This is a genomic window from Desulfuromonas carbonis, from assembly GCF_054658035.1.
Genome location: NZ_BAAHXR010000003.1, coordinates 876,215 through 902,610 on the forward strand (window position 1 = coordinate 876,215; position 26,396 = coordinate 902,610).

22 protein-coding genes are annotated in these 26,396 nt (G+C 63.5%); 16 read left to right on the forward strand and 6 right to left on the reverse strand.

What is annotated here, in order from left to right:
* Positions 1-2 precede the first annotated feature (2 nt).
* Positions 3-416 (reverse strand): bacteriohemerythrin, encoded by a 414-nt coding sequence (locus tag ACYQ8E_RS10970; protein ID WP_066729118.1) that lies wholly within the window; start codon positions 414-416, stop codon positions 3-5.
* A gap of 591 nt (positions 417-1,007) precedes the next feature.
* Here ACYQ8E_RS10970 and hflK point away from each other — a divergent pair.
* Positions 1,008-2,033, forward strand: coding sequence for an FtsH protease activity modulator HflK (hflK, locus tag ACYQ8E_RS10975; RefSeq protein ID WP_066729120.1), 1,026 nt, complete (start codon positions 1,008-1,010; stop codon positions 2,031-2,033).
* Positions 2,030-2,962, forward strand: coding sequence for a protease modulator HflC (gene hflC, locus ACYQ8E_RS10980; protein WP_066729122.1), 933 nt, complete (start codon positions 2,030-2,032; stop codon positions 2,960-2,962). Before hflK ends, hflC begins: the two co-directional genes overlap by 4 nt.
* Before the next feature lie 89 nt (positions 2,963-3,051).
* Here hflC and ACYQ8E_RS10985 read toward each other — a convergent pair whose 3' ends face one another.
* The 4 genes from ACYQ8E_RS10985 to ACYQ8E_RS11000 all read right to left on the reverse strand — a co-directional run bounded on the left by ACYQ8E_RS10985 (position 3,052) and on the right by ACYQ8E_RS11000 (position 7,634).
* A complete protein-coding gene (locus ACYQ8E_RS10985) occupies positions 3,052-4,341 on the reverse strand; it encodes a M16 family metallopeptidase (protein WP_066729124.1) in 1,290 nt (429 codons plus the stop codon).
* A gap of 26 nt (positions 4,342-4,367) precedes the next feature.
* On the reverse strand, positions 4,368-5,075 hold the full coding sequence (locus ACYQ8E_RS10990; protein WP_066729126.1) for a DUF2270 domain-containing protein: 708 nt from the start codon (positions 5,073-5,075) through the stop codon (positions 4,368-4,370).
* Between the two features lie 34 nt (positions 5,076-5,109).
* Complete coding sequence (hemB, locus tag ACYQ8E_RS10995) at positions 5,110-6,081, reverse strand: porphobilinogen synthase (protein WP_066729127.1); 972 nt, start codon at positions 6,079-6,081, stop codon at positions 5,110-5,112.
* A gap of 125 nt (positions 6,082-6,206) precedes the next feature.
* On the reverse strand, positions 6,207-7,634 hold the full coding sequence (locus ACYQ8E_RS11000) for an AsmA family protein (protein ID WP_066729128.1): 1,428 nt from the start codon (positions 7,632-7,634) through the stop codon (positions 6,207-6,209).
* A gap of 144 nt (positions 7,635-7,778) precedes the next feature.
* On the opposite strand from ACYQ8E_RS11000, the gene ACYQ8E_RS11005 reads away from it, so the two are divergent.
* From ACYQ8E_RS11005 to ACYQ8E_RS11025, 5 genes are all read left to right on the forward strand, one after another.
* Positions 7,779-10,394, forward strand: a complete 2,616-nt coding sequence (locus tag ACYQ8E_RS11005; RefSeq protein ID WP_066729129.1) for a chemotaxis protein CheB — start codon at positions 7,779-7,781, stop codon at positions 10,392-10,394.
* A gap of 20 nt (positions 10,395-10,414) precedes the next feature.
* On the forward strand, positions 10,415-12,100 hold the full coding sequence (locus tag ACYQ8E_RS11010) for a hybrid sensor histidine kinase/response regulator (RefSeq protein WP_459860973.1): 1,686 nt from the start codon (positions 10,415-10,417) through the stop codon (positions 12,098-12,100).
* The gene (locus tag ACYQ8E_RS11015; RefSeq protein WP_459860975.1) at positions 12,097-13,812 is read left to right on the forward strand and encodes a sigma 54-interacting transcriptional regulator; all 1,716 of its coding nucleotides are present in this window, start codon (positions 12,097-12,099) and stop codon (positions 13,810-13,812) included. The genes ACYQ8E_RS11010 and ACYQ8E_RS11015 overlap by 4 nt, the downstream gene beginning before the upstream one ends.
* Before the next feature lie 542 nt (positions 13,813-14,354).
* The gene (locus ACYQ8E_RS11020) at positions 14,355-15,872 is read left to right on the forward strand and encodes a DUF3943 domain-containing protein (RefSeq protein WP_459860977.1); all 1,518 of its coding nucleotides are present in this window, start codon (positions 14,355-14,357) and stop codon (positions 15,870-15,872) included.
* A 20-nt stretch (positions 15,873-15,892) separates the two neighbouring features.
* Positions 15,893-16,459 carry a phosphatase PAP2 family protein gene (locus tag ACYQ8E_RS11025; protein WP_066729133.1) on the forward strand — a complete coding sequence of 189 codons (567 nt, stop codon included), beginning with the start codon at positions 15,893-15,895 and terminating at the stop codon, positions 16,457-16,459.
* Positions 16,460-16,547: 88 nt separating this feature from the next.
* Here ACYQ8E_RS11025 and ACYQ8E_RS11030 read toward each other — a convergent pair whose 3' ends face one another.
* Positions 16,548-17,045: a hypothetical protein gene (locus tag ACYQ8E_RS11030; protein ID WP_066729892.1), complete on the reverse strand. Its 498-nt coding sequence runs from the start codon at positions 17,043-17,045 to the stop codon at positions 16,548-16,550.
* Between the two features lie 492 nt (positions 17,046-17,537).
* Here ACYQ8E_RS11030 and ACYQ8E_RS11035 point away from each other — a divergent pair, with 492 nt between their 5' ends.
* From ACYQ8E_RS11035 to ACYQ8E_RS11075, 9 genes are all read left to right on the forward strand, one after another.
* A complete protein-coding gene (locus ACYQ8E_RS11035) occupies positions 17,538-17,909 on the forward strand; it encodes a DUF4398 domain-containing protein (protein ID WP_066729135.1) in 372 nt (123 codons plus the stop codon).
* A gap of 49 nt (positions 17,910-17,958) precedes the next feature.
* A complete protein-coding gene (locus ACYQ8E_RS11040) occupies positions 17,959-18,951 on the forward strand; it encodes an OmpA family protein (RefSeq protein WP_459860978.1) in 993 nt (330 codons plus the stop codon).
* 37 nt (positions 18,952-18,988) lie between these two features.
* Positions 18,989-19,228, forward strand: a complete 240-nt coding sequence (locus ACYQ8E_RS11045; RefSeq protein WP_335339847.1) for a CsbD family protein — start codon at positions 18,989-18,991, stop codon at positions 19,226-19,228.
* Positions 19,229-19,295: 67 nt separating this feature from the next.
* On the forward strand, positions 19,296-19,517 hold the full coding sequence (locus ACYQ8E_RS11050; protein WP_066729141.1) for a hypothetical protein: 222 nt from the start codon (positions 19,296-19,298) through the stop codon (positions 19,515-19,517).
* 368 nt (positions 19,518-19,885) lie between these two features.
* Entirely contained in the window at positions 19,886-23,104 is a 3,219-nt protein-coding gene (locus tag ACYQ8E_RS11055) for an Ig-like domain-containing protein (protein WP_459860980.1), read from the forward strand.
* Positions 23,105-23,285: 181 nt separating this feature from the next.
* Positions 23,286-24,362 carry an OmpA family protein gene (locus ACYQ8E_RS11060; protein WP_066729147.1) on the forward strand — a complete coding sequence of 359 codons (1,077 nt, stop codon included), beginning with the start codon at positions 23,286-23,288 and terminating at the stop codon, positions 24,360-24,362.
* A gap of 278 nt (positions 24,363-24,640) precedes the next feature.
* Positions 24,641-24,916: a DUF3185 domain-containing protein gene (locus ACYQ8E_RS11065; protein WP_197463675.1), complete on the forward strand. Its 276-nt coding sequence runs from the start codon at positions 24,641-24,643 to the stop codon at positions 24,914-24,916.
* Between the two features lie 14 nt (positions 24,917-24,930).
* Positions 24,931-25,077, forward strand: a complete 147-nt coding sequence (locus tag ACYQ8E_RS11070) for a lmo0937 family membrane protein (RefSeq protein ID WP_157471930.1) — start codon at positions 24,931-24,933, stop codon at positions 25,075-25,077.
* A 73-nt stretch (positions 25,078-25,150) separates the two neighbouring features.
* The gene (locus ACYQ8E_RS11075; RefSeq protein WP_066729149.1) at positions 25,151-26,374 is read left to right on the forward strand and encodes an OmpA family protein; all 1,224 of its coding nucleotides are present in this window, start codon (positions 25,151-25,153) and stop codon (positions 26,372-26,374) included.
* Positions 26,375-26,396 lie beyond the last annotated feature (22 nt).

The following is a 26,396-nucleotide window of genomic DNA, read 5'->3' on the forward strand; positions in this document are numbered from 1 at the left end:
GTTCAGGCGCTGAGCTGGTGGTGGGTGGCCAGATAGGCTCCCATCGCCTTGTCGGTTTTCAGGATATGATTCATCAGCCAGTCACGAAGAAAGAACCCGACTTTGACGGAGAGCGCCTGATCGGTACGGTGAAATTCCTCCAGAAGCTTCACCACCTGTGAGGTCAGAGCTTCATGCTCTCTTTTGTGCGCCGCAAAACCAGGGTAGGATGTTTCCACCATCAGTCGTTCCTCGCAGGCGAAGTGGCTTCCTGCATATTCCGCAAGACGGCCGAGCACCCCGCCGACCATTTCCCGCGCCTGACCGGAATGGAGGGCATCGTAAAATTCGTTTACCAGTCCGACGAGGAAACGGTGCTGTTCATCGACGACAGGGAAACGGGTCTCGAGTTCCGGATTCCAATCGAAGAATGCCATGTTTGCCTCCTTTCAGGTTGGTGCAAGGGCGCGCCCGCAAATGGGAATATCTGAAATTTAACGCGGATTCATGGAATGTCAAAAGCGGGCGAGGCAGACTGTCGGATCAAATCTCCGCGTTGTGCTGTCGCACTCCGGGACAACCTAAGGGACGTTGTTCATTCGTTGACTGGCCTGCTCCAGATGCCCCTCTCTCATCTTTGATCAAGAACGATCCGGCGCTGTTGTAGCTTATCGACTGATGGCAATTTAAACACACTACCTGTAACCCTTTTCGGCCGTCAGGACCCGGCTCGATCCGGGGCAGCGATACGTCGGCCACCTACCGCAGCAGTCCTGCGTCGTGGAGACTTCGGCGACGAGAACCGGGTGATGGGGCGGGCCCGCTAACGGCCCGGGGCCGGAACCGTTGGCAGGTAGATCGGCTTGATCTCGCAGGGCGGTCCGCAGGGGCCGCCCTGCGGCGTTGCGGGCCATTGCCGGCAGCCGGGGCTTTTCCTTGGCACCCTCTCCCCCTCGTGTTAAGGTGAGAACACTTTCATGCCGGACTCTACCGGCAGGAACACCAGCCCTCTCAAGCAAGGAGAATCCATGCAGGACTGGCAGAATCGGGTCAACCCCGACGACCTCGAACGCAAGGTCACCGAAATCGTCGATCGCTTCAAGGGGAAGCGGCCGCCCGCCAAGTTTTTTGCTCTCGCCTTTGTCGCCCTGCTGCTGGCCTGGGGCATCTTCAGCAGTTTTTACGAAGTCGGCACCGAGGAGACCGGGGTGGTGCTGCGCTTTGGCCACTTCACCGACTTCGCCGAACCGGGTCTGCACTTCAAGCTCCCCTTCGGCATCGAGACCGTCACCCTGGTCAAGAGCGGCCGGGTACTGAAAGAGGAGTTCGGCTTTCGCACCGTCAGCGCCGGAGTGCGCAGCTCCTACAATACCCAGGGGTTCGATGAGGAGTCGCTGACCCTGACCGGCGACCTCAACGTCGTCGACCTCGAATGGATCGTCCAGTACCAGATCGCCGATCCCTTCAAGTTCCTCTATCGCATCGAGGACCCGCGCGAAACGATCCGCGACATCGCCGAGGCGGCGGTGCGCACCGTGGTCGGCAATTCCAACGTCAGCGAAGTCCTCACCACCGAGCGGGCGACGCTCGCCACGATGATCGAGAAGGATCTGCAGCAGACCCTCAACAGCTACGACATCGGGGTGCGCATCGTCACCGTCAAGTTCCAGGACGTCAACCCGCCGGAGGCGGTCAAGGCGGCCTTCAACGAGGTCAACGAGGCCGAACAGGAGAAGGAGAGCATGATCTTCCAGGCCCGCGAGCAGTACAACCGCGAGGTCCCCAAGGCAAGCGGGGTGGCGAAGAGCACCATCCTCGAAGCCGAAGGCTATGCCCTCGAGCGCCTCAACCAGGCGAAAGGGGAGGCCGACCGCTTCCTCGCCCTGCTCGGCGAGTACAAGAAGGCGCCGAAGGTGACGCGCCAGCGCCTCTATCTCGAAACCATGGAGAAGATCCTCCCCGCCCTCGACGAGGTCTACGTCATGGACAAGAACGGCGCCGGTGCCCTGCCGCTGCTGCCGCTGCGCAGCGAGAAGACCGGGGGTGAAAAATGAAAAAGATCCTGATCCCTATCGTCCTCTTTCTCGCCCTGGTTCTCGCCCGCAACAGCCTTTTCATCGTCCCCGAGGGGTCGCAGGCGATCGTCACCCAGTTCGGCAAACCGGTCGGCGGCGTCCAGCTCGCCGGGCTCCACTTCAAGACCCCGCTGATCCAGGAAGTGCGCCGCTTCGACCGCCGCATCCTCAAGTGGGACGGTGACCCCAACCAGATTCCGACCCGCGACAAGCGCTATATCTGGGTTGACACCACCGCCCGCTGGCGGATCACCGACCCGCTCCTCTTCTACACCACCGTCGCCACCGAGCAGGGGGCGATGAGCCGCCTCGACGACATCCTCGACTCGGTGGTTCGTGACGCCGTCTCCAGCCACCTGCTGGTGGAGCTGGTGCGCGGCGGCAACTACCAGGCGCCCGGAACCGGGGAAGAGGTGATCGAGCTGGAGGGAGAGGTGATCCCGGTCGAAAACCTCGCCGGCCGCGAACAGATCCTCGACAGCATCCTCGCCGAGGCGCGCAAGAGCACCCCCGAGTACGGCATCGAGCTGATCGACGTGCGCATCAAGCGCATCAACTACGTCGAGCAGGTGCGCAAGCGGGTCTACGAGCGGATGGTCTCGGAGCGCAAGAAGGTCGCCTCCCAGTTCCGCTCGGAAGGGGAAGGGGAGAAGGCCAACATCCTCGGCCAGATGCAGAAGGAGCTCAAGCGCATCCAGTCCGACGCCTATCGCGAATCGGTGCAGATCCGCGGCCGCGCCGATGCCGAGGCCGCCGGGATCTACGCCGCGGCCTACAGCCGCGACCCTGAGTTCTACAGCTTTATGCGCACCCTCGAAGCGTACCGCAAGGCGGTCGGCAGCAACTCGCGGCTGGTGATTTCTACCGACTCCGACTTCTACCACTTCCTGCAGCAGTCCCGGGAGTAGCCCTCCCGCAACAACCGGCCACAACGAGAGCGGGGCACCCATGATGGGTGCCCCGCTCTCGTTTTATCCCTGTTCCCCGCTTTCCGGTGCTAACGCCGGAACTCCCGCAGCAACCGTTCCACCGCCTTGCGATCCTTCTCCTTCCAGGGGCCGACCACCGCCACCTTGAGCGCCCCGGGGACCAGCAGCTCCCCGGCTGTGCGCAGCAGCTCCGCGCTGGTCGCCGCCGCCAATTCGCAGCGATCGTCGGCGAGGGTGCGGCGGTAGCCAACCAGGGTCCCCCACCCGTAGCGAACCGCCGGGTCCTCGGTGTGATCGAGGGAGAAGTCGAGATCAAAAAGGTAGCCTTGGACGATCCGCGCCAGCTCCTCCGCCGGCACCGGTTCCCGGCAGAGCTCCTCAATCACCGCCAGCACTTCGCGGGCGGCGGTGACGGTATTCTCCGGGGCGACCGAGAGGTCGACGGCGAGGACGCCGCAGTCGTCGTAAAGGGCGAGGTTGGCCTCGACGTTGTAGGTGAGCCCGAGCCGTTCGCGCAGGTGCAGCATCAGCCGCGAGGTCCCGCCCCAGGAGAGGACCCGGCGCAGCAGCCGCAGCGCGACGGCGTGCTCGCTGGCGCGGCCGGGGAGGCGAAAGGCGAACTGCAGGCCGACCTGGGAATCGGAGTCGTGAACCCAGACGCTCGCCGCGCCGCCGGCGTCGGGGGTGGCGAGGCCGGCCGCCGCCACCGGGGCCAGCCCTCCCTGCCAGGCGCCGAAATGACGCTGCACCGCGGCCAGCACGGCGCTGCGCCGCACCCGGCCGGTGACGGCGATGACGGTGTTGGCCGGCGTGTAGTAGCTGCGGTGGTAGTCGACCAGGGCGCCCCGGTCGATGGCGCTGATCGACGCGCGGGTGCCGATGGTCGGCATCCCGAGCGGCAGGTCGGGCCAGAGGAGCGCTGCGGTGAGATTGTCGGGGCTGACCTGCTCCCCCTGCTCGTTGTAATCCTCGTTCGCCTCTTCGAGGATGATGCGCCGCTCGACCTCAAGTTCTTCGAGGCGGGGGCGCAGCAGCATCGAGGCGAAGATCTCGAGACCGCGTTCGAGCTGGTCGGGGTGGACGCGGGAGTGGTAGCAGGTGGTTTCGGCGTCGGTGGCGGCGTTGACGGCGCCGCCGATCGTCTCGAAGGCCCGCTCCAGCTCGAGGCTGTCGGCAAACTCGGCGGTGCCGCGAAAGACCATGTGCTCCAGAAAATGGGAGATGCCCGAGTAGCGCGGCTCCTCGTAGCGGCTGCCGACGCCGACGTAGCAGACGACCTCGGCGCTGTGCAGGTGGGGCATTTCGACCATCACCACCCGCAGGCCGCTGGCGAGGGTGTCGAGAAAGAATTCATCCATCAGTACGGGTCCGATCACGGAAAAGTTCAGGATTCGTCCAGGGAATCCGGGGGGAGTGGCGGCCGGTCGTCGAGGCGGCAGAAGAGCTCGCCGCCGCCGTGCCGCCGGCGCGCCAGCAGGATCAGCCAGACCAGGTGGCCGGCAAAAGCCAGGAGCAGGGCGAAGATCACCCAGCCGCTCACGGGGCCGACGGCGGCCTGGTCGAGAAACTGCTGCCAGGAGCGGGCCGGCAGCGGGTGGATGAAGATCTTGACCAGCCAGCCGGTCAGCAGCACGGCGAAGAGGTAAACATAGTTGGCGTAGAGCCGCCGCCCGAGAGCGGTGGTAATCGCCATCTTGTACTGCGGGTAGCGCAGGTCCGAGGCAAGCTCGGCGAGCCAGAAGGAGCCGGGCTGCACCTCAAGCCGGCCGTTGAGGATGCCGTAGATGAAATGCTGGTGAAGCAGCCGTACCCGGTATTCGTAGGCGTCGTAGAAGCGGAAGCGGCGCGCCTCAACGAAAAGCAGGATGTAAATGATCGCCAGCCCGAAGAGGAAGAAGGTGTGGTTGAACTCCGGGTGCGAAAAACCGAAGCCGAGAAAGGCCGCGGTCCCGCCGACCGCCCAGTTGGTGGTGCGGTCGAGGCGTTCGCGCCAGGCAAGACTGCGCGCCGCCTCGGCCCGGTAGTAATGGGCCAGGGCGGTGATCGTCTCGCTGCGGCTGAGTTCGTTGGCGGCGGGATCGGGCTCGCTCATGCCTACCAGTATAACCGAGCCGGACCGCTTCGCCTCAGGCGAGCAGCTTCGCCGCCTCCTTGGCGTGATAGGTGATGATCAGGTCGGCGCCGGCGCGCTTCATGCCGAGCAGGGTCTCCAGCATCACCCGGTCGTGATCGATCCACCCCTTTTCGGCCGCCGCCTTGATCATGCTGTACTCGCCGGAGACGTTGTAGGCGACCAGCGGCAGGTCGAAACGCTCCTTGATGTCGCGCAGGATGTCGAGGTAGGCGAGGGCCGGCTTGACCATCAGAAAGTCGGCGCACTCCTGGACGTCGAGGGCCGCCTCGCGGAAGGCCTCGCGGCGGTTGGCCGGGTCCATCTGGTAGGAGCGGCGGTCGCCGAACTGGGGGGTCGAGTCGGCGGCGTCGCGGAACGGCCCGTAGTAGGCGCTGGCGTACTTGACGGCGTAACTCATCACCGGGATCTGCTCGAAGCCGTTGGCGTCGAGGATCTCGCGGATCGCCGCCACCCGGCCGTCCATCATGTCGGAAGGGGCGACGATGTCGGCGCCGGCGCGGGCATGGGAGAGGGCCTCGGCGGCGAGGAGCTGCAGGGTGGCGTCGTTGTCGACGTCCCCCGCCTTGATCACGCCGCAGTGGCCGTGGTCGGTATACTCGCACATGCAGACGTCGGTGATCACCGTCAGCTCCGGCACCGCTCCCTTGATGGCGCGGATCGTCTCCTGGATGATGCCGCTCTCGCTGTAGGCGTCCTGGCCGAGGGGGTCCTTCGCCTCGGGGATGCCGAAGAGGATCACCGCCGGGATGCCGAGGGCGTGCACCTCCTTCGCCTCGGCGACGATGTGCTCGATCGACTGCTGGTAGATGCCGGGCATCGACGGGATCTCCTTTTTGATGTTCTCGCCGAAGGCGGAGAACATCGGGTAGATCAGGTCGTCGACACGCAGGAAGGTTTCACGGACCATGCGGCGCAGGTTGGCGTTGCGGCGCAGGCGGCGGGCACGGTATTCGGGAAAGAACATGGCTGGCTCCTTGGCATGAACGCTGGCGAGTTGGAACGGATCTTCAGCTGACGGCCCGCAGGCTCCACGGGCGGGGGACACCATAGCATAAATTGCCGTCGGGATGCAGCAGTCTTGTGACCCCGTCATGGCGGCGGCGCCACCGAACCGGAATAGAAAACCTCGCACTCCCCCCCCGGAAAGAGAGAGAGCCCCTGCCTGATCAGCTGCATCGCCGGCCCGGTCAGCGTGGCGAAGAAGTTCGGCTTTTCCACCACCGGCTGCTGAAAACTGCCGGTGATTCTCTGCTCCACCAGGGCGCACCCCTTAGCATCGATCATCGCCACGGTCAGGTCGACGAAGCGCTCGCTGGCGAAATCGAGTCCGCCCTGCAGGGCGAGGCGGTGCTCCCCGGTCGCCAGGGCGGCGTCCCGCGCCTGCGCCACCCCCTGCTCGACTTGCCAGTCAGAGACCAGGGTCCGGATCTCGCTGCTCCCCCCCGCCCCGGTAAGGAGGCTGGCAAAGTTGTAGCCTTTGGTGACCAGCACGCCGAGGGGACCGGCGATAAAAAAGGCGCCGACATCGACCAGGTTGAAGCTCTGGCTCGACTCGAAGCGATCGAGTTCCGCATCGAGATCGCGGTTCTTGAGAATGATATTCCTGCCGCGCAGGGAGATCTCTCCGGCCAGACTCCGGCGCAATTCCTGGCGACTCTTCCCGTGCAGGGACAATTGCGCGGTGAAATCCATGGTTCCGCTGGCGACCGGTGCGGTCCCCAGGGTCTGGAAGAACTCGCCGATCGGAAACTGCGGCAGTTGGTAATCGAGGCTGTAGTGGGGACTCTCGCCGGTAAAATCGGCGTGGAGGCGACCGGTCCCCCGGGCGCCGAACAGGGTCATGGCGACCGGCTGCAGTTCGATGACCCCCGTTTTCGCCGCCGCCGCGAGCCCCAGGGCGGTGGCGGAGAGGTCGGCGTCCCCGAAGGACTTGCAGGCAAGTTTCGCGGTGAAGCTTACGGACTGCAAGGGACCGCCCCCGCCCCCGGCGGCAAGCCGCAAATGATGCAGCTCGAGGTCGCAGTCGCGGGCTTCGAGCTCCGTCCCGGATAGTCCATCGGCGTAAACCAGGGTAGCCCCCTTAAGGGCGAGTCGCGCCAACTCCAGAGCAGGCCGTTTGCGCTGGACCGCCGCCGCGCTCGTGAAATTGAACTGGCCGGTCCGGTTCCGCTCCAGGGTGATCCTGGGGTGACGCACCGTGATCGACCGGACCCGGACCTCCCGCTGCAGCAGGGGGAGCAGGGCGATGCCCAGGCTGGCCTCCTCGGCGGTGACGATCTCCGCCCCACCCTGCCGAAGATGCAACTCCCGCAAGGTGACAACCAGCCCCGGGGAAAAGCGCAGCCCCAGGCGGCCGCCGATGGCGACCTCCATCCCCAGGGCCGCCGAAGCGGCCCGTTCCAGGCGGGGCTTGTAGGTGTTGACATCGACAAACAGGAGCAGCGCCGCGGCGCCAAGGAGCAGGAGGCCAACCAGTCCGCCGCCGGTCATCAGGATTATTTTGCTTGGTTTCGCCATGAACGGCTCCTTCTTTGCGTGGGTCCTGAGGGTTATCTTCCGCAGCGCGCGGCGACCGGCCTCCCCGGCCCGGTTAAGGTGGCGCTGACCAGCTCCCGGCGTACGATCCGGGACATTTGCCGAAAATACTGTTATACCTAGGTTATGGAAAAATCACCGCGACCGCCCAAGCCCAAAGGGGGCAAGACCCATTCTACCGCAATCGGGCCCACGCCACACGCGGCGCCCCCGATCGTCGGCATCGGCGCTTCCGCCGGCGGCCTGGAAGCGCTGGAGCAGTTTTTGCGCCAGGTGCCGGTACAGTCCGGCCTCGCCTTCGTCATCGTTCAGCACCTCGACCCGACCCACAAGGGGATCATGCCGGAACTGCTGCAGCGGGCGACGGCGATGCCGGTGGTCCAGGTCCGCGACCGGATGAAGGTCAAACCCGACAGCGTTTACGTCATCCCGCCCAACAAGGACATGTCGATCCTGCACGGGACCCTGCATCTCTTCGCCCCGGCGGAGCCCCGCGGCCTGCGCCTCCCCATCGATTTCTTCTTCCGTTCCCTGGCCGAAGACCAGGTCGAGCGCAGCATCGGGGTCATCCTCTCCGGCATGGGCTCGGACGGCACCCTGGGGCTGCGGGCGATCAAGGAGAAGTCGGGGCTGACCCTGGTGCAGGAGCCGGCCACGGCCCGCTTCGATTCCATGCCGCGCAGCGCCATCGCCGCCGGGCTCGCCGACCTGGTCGCACCGGTGAAGGAATTGCCCGGCCGGATTCTGGCCAATCTCAGCCACGCCCGGGGCATGACCCGCTCCGAGCCGCCGCTGGAAGAAAAAGAGCAGAGCGCCCTGGAAAAGGTCGTCATCCTGCTGCGGTCCCGGACCGGCCAGGACTTTTCCCTCTACAAAAAGAACACCATCTTCCGCCGGATCGCGCGGCGGATGGGGATTCACCAGATCGACCGCATTGCCGGCTACGTCCGGTTTCTGCAGGAGAATCCCCAGGAGGTGGAACTGCTCTTCAAGGAACTGCTCATCGGCGTGACCGGTTTTTTTCGCGACCCGGCCGCCTGGGAGAAGTTGCGGACGGTCGCCATCCCCGGGCTGTTGGCGAAGTGCCCCGCCGGCGCAACGTTGCGGGCCTGGTCGGTCGGCTGCTCCACCGGCGAAGAAGCCTACTCCCTCGCCATGACCTTCCGGGAAGCCCTCGATCCCCTTCCCTCCGGCAAGCGTTTCAAGTTGCAGATCTTCGCCACCGACCTCGACCGGGACGCCATCGACCGGGCCCGTATCGGTTGCTACCCGGCCAATATCGCCGCCGACGTTTCCGAAGAGCGCCTGCAGCGGTTCTTTGTCCGGGACGGGGATAGTTACGGGGTCGGCAAGGAGATCCGGGAGATGGTGACCTTTGCCACCCAGAACGTCATCATGGATTCCCCCTTTACCCGCCTCGATCTGGTGATCTGCCGAAACCTGCTGATCTACCTGACCCCGGAATTGCAGAAAAGACTGCTGCCCCTCTTTCACTACATCCTGAAACCGGATGGCATTCTCTTTCTGGGGAGCTCGGAGAGCATCGGTGCCTTTACCGAACTCTTCGCGCCCCTCGATGCCAAGGCCCGGCTCTTCCGCCGCCAGGAATCCCTCCTGGCCAGCGCGAGGATCGCCTTCCCCCCCGCGTTCGTTCCCGCCCTGCCGGGCCTGACCAAGGAGCAAAGGATGCCCGAACCCGCCGCCAACCTCCAATCCCTTGCCGACCAGTTGCTGCTGCAGCAGTTTTCGCCGCCGGCGGTCCTGGTCAACAGCCAGGGCGATATCCTCTACATCAGCGGCCGCACCGGCAAGTATCTGGAGCCGGCGGCCGGCAAGGCGAACTGGAATATCTTCGCCATGGCCCGGGAAGGGCTGCGCTTTGACCTCAACACCGCCTTCCAGCAGGCCCTGCGGCAGAAGGAGCCGGTGGCCCTCAAGGGGCTCACGGTCGAGGCGGGCGACCACGCCCCGACCGTGGACATCACGGTCCAGACCATCGAGCGACCGGTGGCGCTGCGCGGTATGGTGATGATCGTTTTCAGCGAAGTAGCCCCGCCGGCGAGCGCCAAAGCGGCTGGCCGCACCCGGAAGAAGCCGGCTGGCCATCCCCGCGTCCTCGAACTGGAGCAGGAGGTCCGGCAGCTGCGCGAGGAACTGCAGTCGACCCGTGAAGAGATGCAGTCTTCCGAGGAGGAGCTCAAGTCGACCAACGAGGAGCTGCAGTCGACCAACGAGGAGCTGCAGTCGACCAACGAGGAGCTGACCACCTCGCGGGAGGAGATGCAGTCCCTCAACGAGGAGCTGCAGACGGTCAACGCCGAGCAGCAGGCAAAGATGGACGAGCTGGCGGGCATCAACGACGACATGCGCAACCTCCTCAACAGCACCGAGATTGCCACCATCTTTCTCAACAAGGAGCTGGAGGTGCGGCGCTACACCACCGGCGCCAACAAGCTGTTCAAGCTGATCCCGGGGGACGTTGGCCGCCCCCTCTCCGACCTCGCCAGCGACTTCGCCCATGCCGATCTGTCCGCCACTGCCCGGGAAGTGCTGCAGACCCTGATTGTCGCCGAAAAAGAGGTGGCCACCACCGATGGCCACTGGTTTCAGGTGCGCATCATGCCGTACCGCACCGCCAGCGACGTTATCGACGGGGTGGTGATCACCCTGGCCGAGATTACCGCGGCCAAGACGCTGGAGCGTGAACTGCGCGACGAGATAGCCCGACTGAAGGGAATTTGACCGGAGAGGGGAGCCACGCCATGGGAAGCGACGAGGAGAAGGACCGACCCGGCAATACCAACCTGCGCCGACGCGCCGAAGACCGGCTGCGGGAGCGGGACCCGTCAGCGGCGAGCGGGGATCCCCTCGATTCCCTGAAACTGCTGCACGAGTTGCAGGTCCACCAGACCGAGCTGGAGATCCAAAACGCCGAACTCCGCCAGGCCCGCGACGAGGTGGAAGCCCTGCTTGAGAAGTATACCGACCTCTTCGATTTCGCCCCGGTCGGGTACTTCACCCTCGACCGGGAAGGGACGATTCTGACCGTGAACCTGACCGGCGCCACCCTGCTCGGAGTCCCCCGCTCCCGGCTGACCGGCAGCCGCCTCGGGCAGCTGGTTACCCCGGAGCAGCGCCCGGCCTTCGCTGCCTTCCTCGCCGGAATCTTTGCCGGCAAAGAGGTGGGCAGCTGCGAACTGGCCTTGCAGGGGGATCGTGATCGCCCCCTTATCGGGCAGATTGAAGCCCGCAAGACCTCCCCCGAAGCGGAATGTCGGCTGGCGCTGATCGACGTCACCGAGCTGCAACAGAACCGTCAGGAACTCCTGAAAATCCAGAAGCTCGAATCCCTTGGGGTCCTGGCCGGGGGGATCGCCCACGACTTCAACAACCTCCTCACCGGCATTCTCGGCAGCATCTCCCTGGCGCGGCTGCAACTGGAGAACCCCGGGAAAGCGGGGAAGTTCCTGGAGGACGCCGAACACGCCTGTATCAAGGCCAGCGACCTTACCCGGCAGCTCCTCACCTTTGCCCGGGGCGGCGTCCCCGTGAAGAAAACCATCGCCGTCGCCGGCCTGCTCCGGGAAACGGTCACCCTGGCCACCCGCGGCTCCGCCGTCCGGTGCGACTTTGCCCTCGCCGAGGACCTCTGGCCGGTGGCAGCCGACGAAGGGCAGCTGTCCCAGGTCCTCCACAACCTGGTTCTCAATGCCATTGAGGCGATGCCGGCCGGCGGCTCACTCCGGGTGACGGCAAACAACCTGCCACCACCGGCGGAGACCACACCCCTGATCGAGATTTCCCTGACCGATACCGGAACCGGGATTCCCGCCCAACTGCTGCAACGGATTTTCGATCCCTACTTCACGACCAAGGCGAAGAAGAACGGCCTCGGCCTGGCTATCTGTCATTCAATTCTGGCGAAGCATGGCGGCACGATCAGCGTCACATCCCCCCCCGGAGAGGGGGCTTCATTCCATCTCCGCCTGCCGGCGCTGCCGACGGTAAAACCGACCGCACCGGCACTCGACCACGCCCTGCTCACCGGCCAGGGACGGATCCTGGTCATGGATGACGACCCGTTGATCCTGGACGTGGCCCGGCACTCCCTGGAAGCCCTCGGTTATCAGGTCGAATGCGCGACCGACGGCCGGGAGGCGTTCGCGCTCTACCGCAGGAACCAGGAGGCCGGCACCCCCTTTGCGGCCGTCATCCTCGACCTGACGATTCCCGGCGGCTGCGGCGGCAAGGAGACCATCGCACTGCTACTGGAACTCGATCCCGCGGTGAAGGCGATCGTCTCCAGCGGCTATTCGGAGGATCCGGTACTGGCCGATTTCGGCGCCAGCGGCTTCAGCGGAGCGCTCGCCAAACCCTACCGGATTGAAAGCTTGAGCAGGATTCTGCATGAAGTGCTGACGACAGACCACTCGGGGGCGAAGGAATGACCAAAGGGGATAACCAGCAAAAGGAAAAGAGACAACTCCGCAACCAGGCCGAGGCGCGCTTGCGTGCCGGCGAACCGGAGCTGCCACCTCAGCGGACCGAGAGTGAGAGCCAGCGCCTCGTCCATGAACTGGCGGTCCACCAGGTCGAGTTGGAGATGCAGAATGAGGAGTTGCAACGGGCCCGCCAGGAGCTGGAACTCTCGCGCAACAACTATGCGGAACTTTTTGATTTTGCCCCGGTCAGCTATTTCACCTTCGACCCGGACGGCCTGATCTGCGAGGTCAATCTCGCCGCTTCGCGCCTGCTGGCAGTCGAACGGGGCCGCCTGTGCCAGACCCCCTTCGCCCGGTTTATCGGGGATAACGAGGGGCGCGAGGTCTTTCCCCTTCACCTCCAGGCCGTTCGCCGCCAGCAGGCCACCCTGCGCTGTGAGATCAAGCTCCGCTGCGGCGACGGCAGGGAAATCTTTGCCCAGCTGCAGAGCGTCGCGGTCGCCAGTGAGACGCGGGAAAATTCGGTCCTGACGGCGGCCATTGACGTCACGGTGCGCCGCCAGCTGGAGGCGAAGTTGCAGCAGGCCCATGACCGGCTCGAGGAGACCGTGCGGGAACGGACGGCCGAGCTGACCCGGGCCAACGCCGACCTCACCCGCGAAATCGAGGAGCGCAAAAAAACGGAAGCTTCCCTGCAGGAGGCCATTGCCGAAATCAGGAGGCTCACCGACCGCCTGCAACTCGAGAATACCGAGCTGCAGCAGGTGCTGGTCCAGGATACGTACTTTGGCGAACTTATTGGCCATAGTGATGCCATGGCCTATGTCTTCTATCGCATTGAACAGGTTGCGCCTCAGGATGCAACGGTTTTGCTGCTCGGTGAAACCGGCACCGGCAAGGGGATGGTGGCGCGCGAAATTCACCGCCGCAGTCCCCGCAAAGACCGGCCGATAATCACCGTCAACTGCACGGCGCTGCCGGCAAACCTTATCGAAAGTGAGCTCTTCGGGCGGGAAAAGGGCGCCTTCACCGGAGCCCACGCCCGCCAGATGGGGCGTTTCGAACTGGCCGACGGCGGTACCATCTTCCTCGATGAAATCGGCGAGATGCCGTTGGAATTGCAGGTCAAGCTGCTGCGGGTGATCCAGGACGGCGAGTTCGAACGGCTCGGCAGCCCGCGCACCATCAAGGTCAACGTCCGCATCATTGCCGCCACCAATCGCAACCTGGAGGAGGAGATTCGTGCCGGCCGTTTCCGCGAGGACCTCTTCTACCGGCTCAGTGTCTTTCCGATCACCATTCCGCCCCTGCGGCGGCGCACCGAGGACATCCCGCCGCTGCTCCATCACTTTCTCGCCAAATTCAACAAGAAGATCGGCAAGGCGGTCAGGGATGTCCCGCAAGCGACCCTGAAGATCTTCCAGGAATACCCCTGGCCCGGAAACGTGCGTGAGCTGGAGAGCGTCATCGAGCGGGCGCTTATCACCACCCAGGGGCCCACGCTGCAGGTGCTGGACCGGTTCGACACCTTCCGCAAGTTCCCGGACCAGGGAAAGGAAGTCAAGGGCCTCGCCGAGCTGGAACAGGACCATATCCTACAGGTACTGCATAAAACCAACTGGCGCGTTGAAGGGAAAAATGGCGCGGCCGTCCTGTTGGGCCTCAACCCCAGCACCCTGCGCGCACGAATGCGCAAGTACGGCATCCGGCGATCCTGAGATCCCCTTGCCTTCTCCCCGGCGCAGCTGTCGGCAACACCCGTCACATGCAACAGCAATGGGAAATGTGACGGCTTTTGCCGGCGGTTCTTTCCGCCCCCCTGCCCCCTTTCACCTGTATTTTCGGCCTCCTGCACGCGCAACCCGGGAAGATTTTCCCCGGCATGCTTGTTGCGGACTCCCCTCCTGATCGCCACCCATGGAAAGACCGGAGCCGGCCGCCGGGGCCTTTGTCCTGGGGCCGGTCCAGAAGCCTTTTGGCGCAGGGGGTTGCAAACTTGAAAATTCGCTTGCTATGGAAAAACAGCACCTTTAAATCGGTGTGCGACAGGGGGACTCAGCCGGCGCTGACCGTCGGCGGGCGGCGGCATGCCCTGAAATGCTTCACCGGCCGCTGGCTGGTTGCCGGGGATGCACTCCGCCGCGGGAATTCTTCGCCCAGAGGAAAGCCGGCGCCGCAGCAGGCTCTGCGCCGAGGGGGCGCCGGATTGGCGCCAGACCGGCGCGGCCGCAGAGCGCTCAATTTTTTCACGCTGCATCGCATGCGGGCAAATCTCACCTGCCTGCGGACCCTTATCAATCCGCTCTTGCTGCTGGCCCTGCTGCTGCCGGTCCCCGGGTTTGCCGAGGATGCGACCCTCGACAGCAGGTCGCAGCAGGCCGCGCCAACGGCCTTTGCCGATGAAAAACCGAGGCCGGTGCTGCATTGGGGGGAAGGGGACGGCAAGAGTTACCTGGTCCCGGCCGCGGACATTGCCGGCTTTCTCTTCCTTCTCAATCAGTATGACCGGCATTTTATGGAGGACGAGGTCTACCATTCCAGTTTTTCGTCCTTCAAGGAGAACCTGACCGGCGGCTGGGTCACCGACAGCGACCAGTTTTCCATCAACCAGTTCATGCATCCCTATGCCGGGTCGATGTATTTCGGCTTTGCCCGTTCTGCCGGCCTCGACTACTGGGATTCCCTCGCCTATACCGCCGGCGGAAGCCTGCTCTGGGAGCTGGCGGGAGAGACCAGTCCCCCCTCGATCAACGACGAATTCACCACCGGCTTCGGCGGGACGATCCTGGGCGAGCCGCTCTATCGCATGGCGAGCCTGTTGCTGGAAAGCGGCAATGGCCGGCCGGGATTCTGGCGCGAACTCGGCGCGACCGCCCTCTCACCACCAACCGGCATCAACCGTTTCGCCTACGGAAAACGTTTCAAGGGGGTCTTCCGCAGCAACAACCCGGCCGTCTTCACCCGGTTGCAACTCGGCGTGAACCTGACCGCTACGGTGAAATCGAACGTGAGCCGCAACGCCGCCACCGATGCCGAAGCGGTTCCGCAGAGCTACCGGGAAGGGGAACCCATCGCCGACTTCACCATCGGCTACGGCCTTCCGGGGAAACCCGGCTACAGCTACAATCGCCCCTTCGACTATTTTGACTTTCAGTTCACCGCCGCCGGCAGCAACATCTTCGAGAACATCATCAGCCGCGGCCTGCTCTACGGCACCGACTATTCCGCAGGGGATAACTACCGCGGCGTCTGGGGCCTTTATGGCATGTACGACTACATCGCGCCGCAGATCTTTCGCGTTTCGACCACGGCACTCGGGCTCGGTACCACGGGCCAGTGGTGGCTGTCGGAACGGGTGGCCCTGCAGGGAACCGCCCTCGCCGGAGTCGGCTATGGCTCGGCCGGTACCGTGCGCGGCGCCGGAGAACGGGACTATCACAGCGGCGTCAGTCCGCAGGGCCTGCTGGCATCCCGTCTTATCCTCGCTGACCGGGCTGCCATCGACCTGGAGCTTCGGGATTACTACGTCAGCGGCCTGGCGGCTTCGGAAAGCGACGGGTCGGAGAATGTGATCCGCGCCGTCGCTACCCTCACCGTGCGGGTGTACAACCTCCACGGCATTACCCTGCGCTACACCTTTTCGCAACGGGATGCCGAGTATGCCAACCTCAAGGACACCCAACAGACCGTAGCCGCTGTCAGTCTGGGTTACACCTATCTTGGCCAGACCCGCTTCGGCGCCGTCGACTGGCGGCCCCAAAGCGCTGGCGGACCTTAACCTTCCGGAGGATTTCAACCATGCGGATTCCTGGCAGCAAATACCTGGTGGTGTGCTGGATGCTCACGGCGCTCGGGCTGCAAGCTTCTCCGGCTACCGCCGGGAGCGATTACGGAAATGACGAGTTGGCGGCGGACGTCCTCACCGGCGTGGTGCCGCTTACCGGCCTGCTGGTGGCCTATTTCACCGACGATACCGAGGGGCAGAAACAATGGCTGCGCAATACCGCGGTGAACCAGGTCCTCGTCTCGGCGCTGCGGGTCGGATTCAATGAAACCAGCCTGGGCAAACGTCCCAACGGCAAGGGGTACGGTTTCCCCTCCGGCCATGAGGCCTTCGTCATGTCCGGTGCCACCTTTCTGGGCGAGCGCTACGGCTGGAAGTGGGGCACCCCCGCCTACCTGGCGGCGGCCTACGTCGCTTACGTTCGAGTGGACACCGACCATCATCGCTGGCGCGATGTCATCGCCAGCGGTGCCCTGGCCTATGGCGTCGCCCTGCTCACGGTCACCCCGGAACAGGCGACCCATCTGGCGCCCATCGTCGGCCCCGATTTCCTCGGCCTGCGCTGGCAGCGCTCTTTTTAAGGCCGCCACCGGGTTAGGGTTGCGGGTACCGGCCGGGCTGCCGGCCAGGCTCAGCCCTGGCCGGCAGCCCGCACATCGCCCTTACCCCTTAAGGGTCCGGGTGCTTCTCCGCGCAATACCCCGTCGGATGCTGGTGCACATAGGCCGCGAGCCCCCGTTGAACCTGCCGTTTTTCTGGGTCCGAAAGGGGCTGATAGCCGCGGCCATAGGACCAGCCGTAGCCCCAGCGGTACCAGGTGGGAAACGCCGGATGCCCGCCCACCCGCGCGCCAAGGTACATGGTTTCCGCCAGTTGCGGATCGTTGGTCCGCGCCAGCACGCAGTCCCGCAAGGTCGCATCGGCCCGGTCGCGGTCGTCCGCACTCCCCCCCTGCCAATAGGCAAGGTCGTGATCCTGGCAACAGTCGCACCACTTGTCCCGCTCCGTGAAGGTGCCGTCGGGAAAGAGACTGCAGCCGTCGCTTGTAAAGGGCGCAAGCCCTGCCGACCCGGACGGACGGCTGCCGAGGCATGCCGGCAGGGAGAGTGCTGTCAGCAGTGCAAGCAAGGCCAGGGGAAAAGCCCGCCGGGCAGGTGGTGAATTCATGGCCGCATCCTTCCGCAGATCCGGACCCGGGGGGCTGGCGAACAGTCCCCGGGTCGGCTGCAAATCCTCGTTTTGAACCAGCGAACTTTTGCTTTGTCCCGCATTGTCCGGCCCGTCATATCTGACGGTTATGCCAAACTTGATGGCCGCCGCTGGCGGCCCTTTCTTCGACTCCTCCGTGCCAACTTCCCTTTCCTCTTTATATTCAATACCTTGCAAACCATGAATTGGCAGCCTGGCGGCGGCATGTTCGTTGCGAGTTAACAGTTTACACCAATGTGGGCGAAGGCGGTCTGTCTGCCGGAACCGAGCTGCAAACCTTCGACCGGCAAAGAGAGCAGCGGGCGCCGGCGGCAGGAAAGGATCGCGGCGCACCGTAGCGAGGAAGGTGCAAAAAGCGCTGTCCGGTTGCCGTCGAACCGAAACGGGCGAACACAACGATCGCGGAAAGCAGTTCAGGACCCCAACGCAAATGAACCCGAAGGAGTGGAAATGAAGATGAAGATCAGGATGTTGCGGAATGCGAGTCTGGCCACGGTGGTGATGGCATTTCTGGCCGGCTGTGCCGTCCCGGCGCCTGCCCCGGAAAAACAGTTCACCCTGGCCACCCAGTCGATTGCCGAGGCGGAAACTTCGGGCGCCACAGAGTTCGCCCCGGTCGAACTTAAATCGGCGCGGGACAAGCTGAGCCAGGCCAAGCTTGCCATGGGCCGGGAAGAAAACCTCCAGGCCGGGCGGCTCGCCGATGAAGCCATGGCCGACGCCAACTTGGCGGAAGCCAAGGCGCGCTCCGCCAAGTCGCAGAAGGTGGTGGCGGAACTGCAGGAAAGCATCCGTGTCTTGCGGGAAGAGATGCGCCGCTAATCGTCCGGTACCTGAATCATTACCGCTAATTTTCGCAGAGGAGACCACCATGAAGCTATTTTCGTCGCCCTTGATGCTGCTGCTCGGGGTGTCCGTTGTTGGCATGCTGCAGTCCGGGTGCAGCCCGGCCGTCGGAGACAATGCCCTGCTGGAACAGGCCCGATCGGCCTATGTCGAAGCCCAGAGCGATCCAGCCGTGCAGAAGAATGCCCCCCTCGAACTGCAAAAAGCAAAACTCGACCTCGATCAGGCAGACCAATCCCTGAAGGCGGGGGCCCCGGCTCCGGAAGTGGAGCACTACGCCTATCTGGCCAGGCAACGCACCGCCATCGCCCGGGAGGTCAGCAACGTGAAACTGGCGGAGCAGGCGGTGGAGGCGGCCAGCGAGGAACGGAACACGGTTCTTCTGCAAGCGCGGACCCGGGAGGCGGATCAGGCGGTGCGCCTGGCCGAGGAGCAAACCCGGAAAGCGACCGTTGCCGGCGAGCAGGCCCATGCCGCCCGTGAGCAGGCCGACGCCGCTCGCCTGCAAGCCGACGCCTCCCGTCTCCAGGCCGAAGCGCTGACCACCGATGCGGAAACAGCCAAGGCCGCGACACTGGCGGCCGAAGCACAGACGAGGAAGCTGGAAGCAGAGATCGCCGAATTGCAGGCCATCCCATCGGAACGCGGCCTGGTCATCACCCTGGGTGATGTTCTGTTCGACACCAACAAGAGCCAACTCCGCCCGGGAGCGCAGTACACCATCGACAAGGTCGCCGCGTTTCTGACCGAATACCCGACGCGAAATGTCCTGATCGAGGGGTTCACCGACAGTACCGGTGGGGTGGCCTACAACCAGCGCCTCTCCGAACAGCGCGCCGAAGCGGTGCGGAATCTGCTCGGGGCGAGCGGGATCGATTCCCGCCGGCTCCAGACCCGCGGCTATGGCGTCGAATTTCCCGTGGCCGGCAACGAAACGGCCGAGGGCCGACAGCGTAACCGGCGGGTCGAGGTCGTCATCTCGGATGAGGACGGGCGAATTCTGGAACGAAAACTTTGAGCGACCGCAACCCAGTGCAGGTCACGAGGCGGGTCGCATGCAGCGCAACCCTTTTAGCCGCAGCGAAGTTAACCACCAACATCGATGGGAGGACGTCATGAAATCAGGTACCAGAGACAAAGCGGAAGGCGTGCTGCACGAAATAAAAGGCAAGGCCAAGGAAGTGGCTGGAAAACTCAGCGACAATCCCAAACTGGAAGCCGAGGGGACGGCCGAGCAGATTGCCGGCAAGGTCCAGGGGAAGGTCGGCGTTATCAAGAAGGTTTTCGGTGAGTAATCGACCTCCCGTGGCATGCCCGGGCCAAAGAGCAGGCATTACCTCATCAGCATTGGAAAGGAACCCTATGAAACCCTACACCTTGACCGGCATCATCCTGATAGTTATCGCGGTCGCGGCCTTTGTCTACCAGGGGATCAGCATAACCACCCGGGAGAAAGTGGTCGATCTCGGCCCATTGCACATGACCGCCGAAAAGACCCGAACCCTGCCGCTCCCTCCGATCGTCGGGGGATTCGCCCTGGTTGGCGGCATCGTGCTGCTGGTCATGGGGGCGAAAAAGAGCTGAGAAAAACCGGGGAAATCCTGGGTAGGGTGCACGGGGTACGGTCCTATTGCCCCGGCACGATTGAACTCGTTGGTGTGGTTTGATGCGGACCCGTCCCTGGCTGTTGGGTCTGTAGCTCAGCACACTGGAATCAGTCCGGGACCATCCGGGTTTGGCAGCGCCCCTGGGCGCGCCGGCTTTCTGCCTGGCTCTCGGCACACCGGAAAGAACCCCAAATGTATGAATGGACAGGAGGCACAATTGCCATGAGAAGAATCAGATTTCAACCTATTTATCGATTGCTCACCCTGATTGTCAGCGTTTTTCTGTTTTCAGGGTGCGGCGGAGACGGAAAAACCAGTCATTGGGATGGGGATCACCTACCCACGGTGACTTCAACTTCCCCGGCCGACGGGGAAATCGGGGTCGCCAGCGGCAATAACGTCACTGCGACCTTCAGCGAAGCGATGGCGCCAGAGACCATTACCAGTACAACTTTTCTTTTGCAGCAGGGCGGCGTTCCCATTGCCGGGACCGTTACCTATTCGGGCGTCACCGGGGTCTTCAACCCGACCGCCGGACTCGCTTACAACACCACCTATATCGCCACCATCACCACCGGCGCCAGGGACCTGACCGGCAATCCGTTGGCGGCAGCCCATGTGTGGAGCTTTACCACTGGCACAAACCCTGACACCACGGCGCCTACGGTGACCTCCAGCGTCCCGTCCAACGGGGGCTCCGGAGTCGCTATCGGCAACAACCTCGCCGCCACATTCAGCGAAGCGATGGAGCCGGGGACGATCACTCCGCTCAGCTTTACTCTGGCCTCAGGGGGAACCGCCGTTGCGGGGAGTGTGACCTACGCCGGCGTCACCGCGATTTTTAACCCGGCCACCGATCTCGCCTTCAACACCACCTATACCGCCACCATCACCACCGGCGCCAGGGATTTGGCCGGCAATCCGCTGGCGAATAACCATGTCTGGAGCTTTACCACCGGCGCGGCGCCTGACACCCTCGCACCTACCGTCACTCTCACCGTTCCGATCAATGGCGCCACCGGCGTCGCCATCGGCAACAACCTCTCCGCCACCTTCAGCGAGGCGATGGACCCGCTGACCCTCACCAACCTCAGCTTTTCCCTGGCCTCAGGGGGAACCGCCGTTGCGGGGAGTGTGACCTACGCCGGCGTCACCGCGATTTTTAACCCGGCCACCGATCTCGCCTTCAACACCACCTATACCGCCACCATCACCACCGGCGCCAGGGATTTGGCCGGCAATCCGCTGGCGAATAACCATGTCTGGAGCTTTACCACCGGCGCGGCGCCTGACACCCTCGCACCTACCGTCACCCTCACCGTTCCGATCAATGGCGCCACCGGCGTCGCCATCGGCAACAACCTCTCCGCCACCTTCAGCGAGGCGATGGACCCGCTGACCCTCACCAACCTCAGCTTTTCCCTGGCTTCCGGGGGAACCGCCGTTGCGGGGAGTGTGACCTACGCCGGCGTCACCGCGATTTTTAACCCGGCCACCGATCTCGCCTTCAACACCACCTATACCGCCACCATCACCACCGGCGCCAGGGATTTGGCCGGCAATCCGCTGGCGAATAACCATGTCTGGAGCTTTACCACCGGCGCGGCGCCTGACACCCTCGCACCTACCGTCACCCTCACCGTTCCGATCAATGGCGCCACCGGCGTCGCCATCGGCAACAACCTCTCCGCCACCTTCAGCGAGGCGATGGACCCGCTGACCCTCACCAACCTCAGCTTTTCCCTGGCCTCAGGGGGAACCGCCGTTGCGGGGAGTGTGACCTACGCCGGCGTCACCGCGATTTTTAACCCGGCCACCGATCTCGCCTTCAACACCACCTATACCGCCACCATCACCACCGGCGCCAGGGATTTGGCCGGCAATCCGCTGGCGAGTAACCATGTCTGGAGCTTTACCACCGGCGCAGCGCCTGACACCACCGCTCCTACCGTGACGCTCACCGTTCCGATCAATGGCGCCACCGGCGTCGCCATCGGCAACAACCTCTCCGCCACCTTCAGCGAGGCGATGGACCCGCTGACCCTCACCAACCTCAGCTTTTCCCTGGCTTCCGGGGGAACCGCCGTTGCGGGGAGTGTGACCTACGCCGGCGTCACCGCAATTTTTAACCCGGCCACCGATCTCGCCTTCAACACCACCTATACCGCCACCGTCACCACGGCGGCTACCGACCTGGCCGGCAATCCGCTGGCGAGTAACCATGTCTGGAGCTTTACCACCGGCGCGGCGCCCGACACCCTCGCACCCACCGTTACGCTCACGGCCCCACTCAACGGAGCCAGCGGCGTCGCCATCGGCAACAACATCACCGCCACCTTCAGTGAGGCGATGGATCCGTTGTCCATCACCAACCTGACCTTCACCCTGAGTGACGGCGTCAATCCGGTCGCGGGCGCGGTCACTTACTCCGGCGTCCTCGCCGTCTTTAACCCCCTGGTCGATCTCGCCGCCAGCACCACCTACACCGCCACCGTCACCACTGCGGCCACGGACCTGGCCGGCAATCCCCTGGCGAGTAATCATGTCTGGAGTTTCACCACCGGCGTCGCCGCAGACACCACCCCCCCCACCGTGACCTCCACCGTTCCGATCGATCTCGCCACCGGGGTCGCTATCAGCAGCAACATCACCGCGACCTTCAGCGAGGCGATGGACCCGCTGACCCTCACCACCCTGACCTTCACCCTGAAAGAGGGAGTCAATCCGGTGGCGGGCGCGGTCACTTACATCGGCAACACCGCGAACTTCAACCCGACCCTCGATCTCGCGCCCAACACCCTCTATACCGCCACCATCACCACTGGCGCCACCGATCTGGGCGGCAACCCGCTGGCGAGCGACTATATCTGGGAATTCACCACCGTTGCAGCCCTGCCCCTTGGACCGCCCCCGGTCATTCTCGGCCTGGCCGAAAATTTTGCCGGACTCTCCAAAGCGGCCATCACCGATGTTCCCGCCTCCATCATCATCGGCGACCTTGGCGTCAGTCCGATCAGTGGCGCGGCGATCGGTGTAAGCTGCGCCGAAGTGACCGGAAATATTTACGCCGTTGACGCGGCCGGTCCCTTGCCCTGCACCATAATCGACCCGGTCATGCTGACCACGGCGGTCAGTAACCTGGAAACCGCCTACACCGACGCCGCCGGACGACCCGCCGGGGTCGGTCCCAACCTGAACCTTGGCAGCGGAACCGTTGCCGGGCAGACCCTGGCCCCGGGGACCTACACCTGGGGTTCCAATGTGACCATCACCACCGACCTCACCCTCAACGGCGGGCCGAACGATACCTGGCTGTTCCAGATCACCGGGACCCTCGATATCAGCCCCAATATGCAGGTCCTGTTGACCGGCGGCGCCCTGCCCAAAAACATTTTCTGGCAGGTCAGCGATGCCGTGACCCTTGGTACCGGTTCCCACTTTGAAGGGAATATCCTGGCGCAAACCAACATTGCCATGAATACCGGCTCCTCGATCAACGGCAGACTTCTGGCCCAGACTGCGGTCTCCCTCGATCACAGTACGGTTATTATTCCGGCCCCTTAAGGCATGGGGAACAACGCATGAAAACAGGCAAAAAGGCGGACAGTCAGGATTTCGACAATCGACCGGTCACCTTTTTGCCTGGCAAGCTCCCTCGCTCCCTGGCAACAGACGCCTGCAACGCAGACGGGTTGTCAGGGGCTAACAGACAATCGCCAACCACTGATTTCGAGGAGGATGCACCATGAATCGACACTGTCGCACCGCGCTGACGGTCATTGCCCTGGCCCTTTTACTCCCCTTTTCGGCGAACGCCGAAATTCGGCCCGGGTCGACCGAAGTAGGCGTGTTCGGAGGCTACAATCTCTTTGAAAAGAGCCAGAACCTGAATAACAACCCCCTGTTCGGCGGACGGGTCGGCTACAACTTTACCCGTCATTTCGGTATTGAGGGTGTGGTCGAGCATATGCGGACGGAGGTCGACGACGCGAGCATTACCGGCGCCAAGGAAGGCCAGTTCCGCAGCCCGACGAGTGATGTCAATCTTACTTTTTACCATCTCGATGCGGTCTATCACCTGATCCCCACCGGGAAGTTCAACCCCTTTATTCTGGTCGGGGTTGGCGGCGCCCACTACAGCCCGGAGATTTCCGATGGCGACATGCCGGTGCTTAATGCCGGCGTGGGGGCGAAATTCTGGCTGGCAGACCATGTCGCCCTGAGAGCCGATCTCAAGGACACCATGGTGACCGAAATTTTCCAGGAGACCTACCACAACCTGGGCGCGACCCTGGGCATCACCGTTGCGTTCGGCGGCGCGCAAAAGCCGATGCCGGCGCGGGCTGCGACGGCAGCCGCCAAACCGGCGGAACCGGTGGTGATCCTGGTGTCCGAGCCGAAGGCCGAGGAGAAGGTGGCGGTCGTTTGCGCCGAACCGGTGGCCGCGGACAAGGTCGTCGTCCTGGCGTTTGAAGATATCCATTTCGATTTCGACAAGGCGACCCTGACCCCGCAAGCCCAGGCGATTCTGAAGAGGAATCTCCGGGTCCTTCAGGAAAACCCCCATGCCAAAATCCGCATTGCCGGCTACACCTCGGCCTCCGGCAGCGACGCCTACAACCAGAAGCTGAGTGAAAGAAGAGCCAACGCGGTCAAGGATTTCCTCGTGCAGGAAGGGGTTGTGGCCCCTGACCGCCTGGAGAAAATCGGCTATGGCGAAACCCAGCCGACGACGTATGAAGCCGCACCCAAGGATCTCTATTCCCGGGCGGCAAAATCCAATATGCGTGCCCTGTTTGAGATCATCGTGAAAGACCGGTAACAAACGAACCGGAGTTAAAAGGCTCCCGCCACCAGACCAACCCGGCCAGCCCTATTCGCTGCATTTGGCAGAAACGTCAAATATGACGGATGGGGCTGGCGGCCGCACCCCCAACATGCTCCAATCCAGACAATCTTCCCCTTCATTTTCAAATACTTGCCAGCCAAACCAGGCACACACCGGGCTGGCATGCTCGTTGCGATTTACCTTTACCATAAGAAATCTGGAAACCAGGGTGGCCTTGAGGGCAAAGTCACTCTCCCGGAAAAGGAAAAGTCATGAAACCCTACATGTTAACCGCCATCCTTCTGATCGTTGCCGCAGTGGCGGCCTTTGCCTACCAGGGCCGCGCCCTGATAACCAGGGAGACCTTGGAGGATTTCAGAATGATGGCCCAGGCAACGAGTGCCCATCAACTCCTCCCGGTTTTGGGCATCCTGGCACTGGCCAATGGCATTGGGCTGCTGGTCAAGGGGAGAGGCTGGTCCAGGTTGCGTGAACGGCGGGATGGCTGCACCGTACCAAGGGAAACGTCGACCGAAAGAGCAGCATAAAAAGGAGAAACACCATGTTGTGGACCATCGCGATAATCCTGTTCATCCTGTGGGCGTTGGGGCTGGTGAGCAGCTACACCCTGGGTGGGTACCTCCACATTCTGCTGGTGGTTGCCCTGATCGTTCTGGTCGTCGGGTTCCTGCAGGGACGACGGGGCTGACGCCCAAGTCAAACCGTTGCGTCAATCAGCAACTCCCCGAGCTTGGGGAAAACCTTTCAGAGAGGACACGTTCATGATGAAAAAACAGTTCGCAAGAGGATTCCTGCTGCTGGCAGTTTCAGCCCTGTTCAGCGGCTGCGTCGGCATGAATTCGAGCCAGCCGCCGCTGACCTTCACCCCGCACACCTTTCCCGCGGGAGATTACACTCAGAAGGTCGATAACTTTCTTCTGGTTCTCGATGCTTCGTCGACCATGGGCATCAATGGTCAGCGCGACTTTTTGACCGCCAAAAATCTGATCGGCGCCATCAACCAGAGCCTGCCGACCGACCTGGACTACAACGCCGGGCTACGCACCTTCGGCCAGGACTCTCCGCGGATGGAGGCTTCCACCGACCTGGTCTACGGAATGACCAGATACACCCGGAGCGGCCTGCAGCAAGGCCTTGACGGCGTCAGCAAGACCGGCGGTACCAGCCCTCTGCCCAAGGCCCTTGAAGCAGCAGCGACCGACCTGAAAGGCGCGGCCGGGAAAACGGCGGTCGTCATCGTCAGCGACGGCCTGGAAGAGGCGAGCATGGGCGGCGCCCCGGCGGCCGCAGCCAAACTCAGAGCGGCCCTGGGGGACAAGCTCTGCACCTATACCATTGCTGTCGGCGGCGACCCTGTCGGCGAAAAATACCTGCAGGAAGTCGCCAAGGCCGGTGGTTGCGGATTTTCGGTGACCGCAGCTTCCCTGACCTCGCCCGACCAACTGGAGGCCTTTGTTGAAAGCGTTTTTCTCGACCGGAAAATGAAGTCGGCCGCGGTCGTGGCCGCACCCCCGGCAGCAGCCAAGGTTATGGTTGACGGCGATCGCGACGCTGACGGCGTGGTCGATTCCCGGGATCGCTGCCCCGACACCCCCAGAGGTGAAATCGTCGACGAGAATGGCTGCACCCTCAAACTGACCATGCACATCAACTTCGACTTCGACAAGTCGGACATCAAGCCGGAGTTCGCCGGGGAGCTGCAGAAGGCGGCCGATTTCATCCTCAAGAACCAGGATGTTCCCTACATTGCCATTGCCGGCTACACCGATGCGGTCGGTGACGATGCCTACAACCAGAAACTCTCCGAGCGCCGGGCCGCAGCGGTCAGGCAGTACCTGATCGAGAAATTCGGTATCGACGGCAAGCGTTTGGCCGCCATCGGCCGGGGCGAAACCGGTCAGGTCGCCAGCAACGAAACCGATGCGGGCCGCTACGAGAATCGCCGCGTCGAGGTCATCTGCTGCGCCGTGCTTCCGCCCTCGTAACGGTAACCCATCCTGGCCCGGG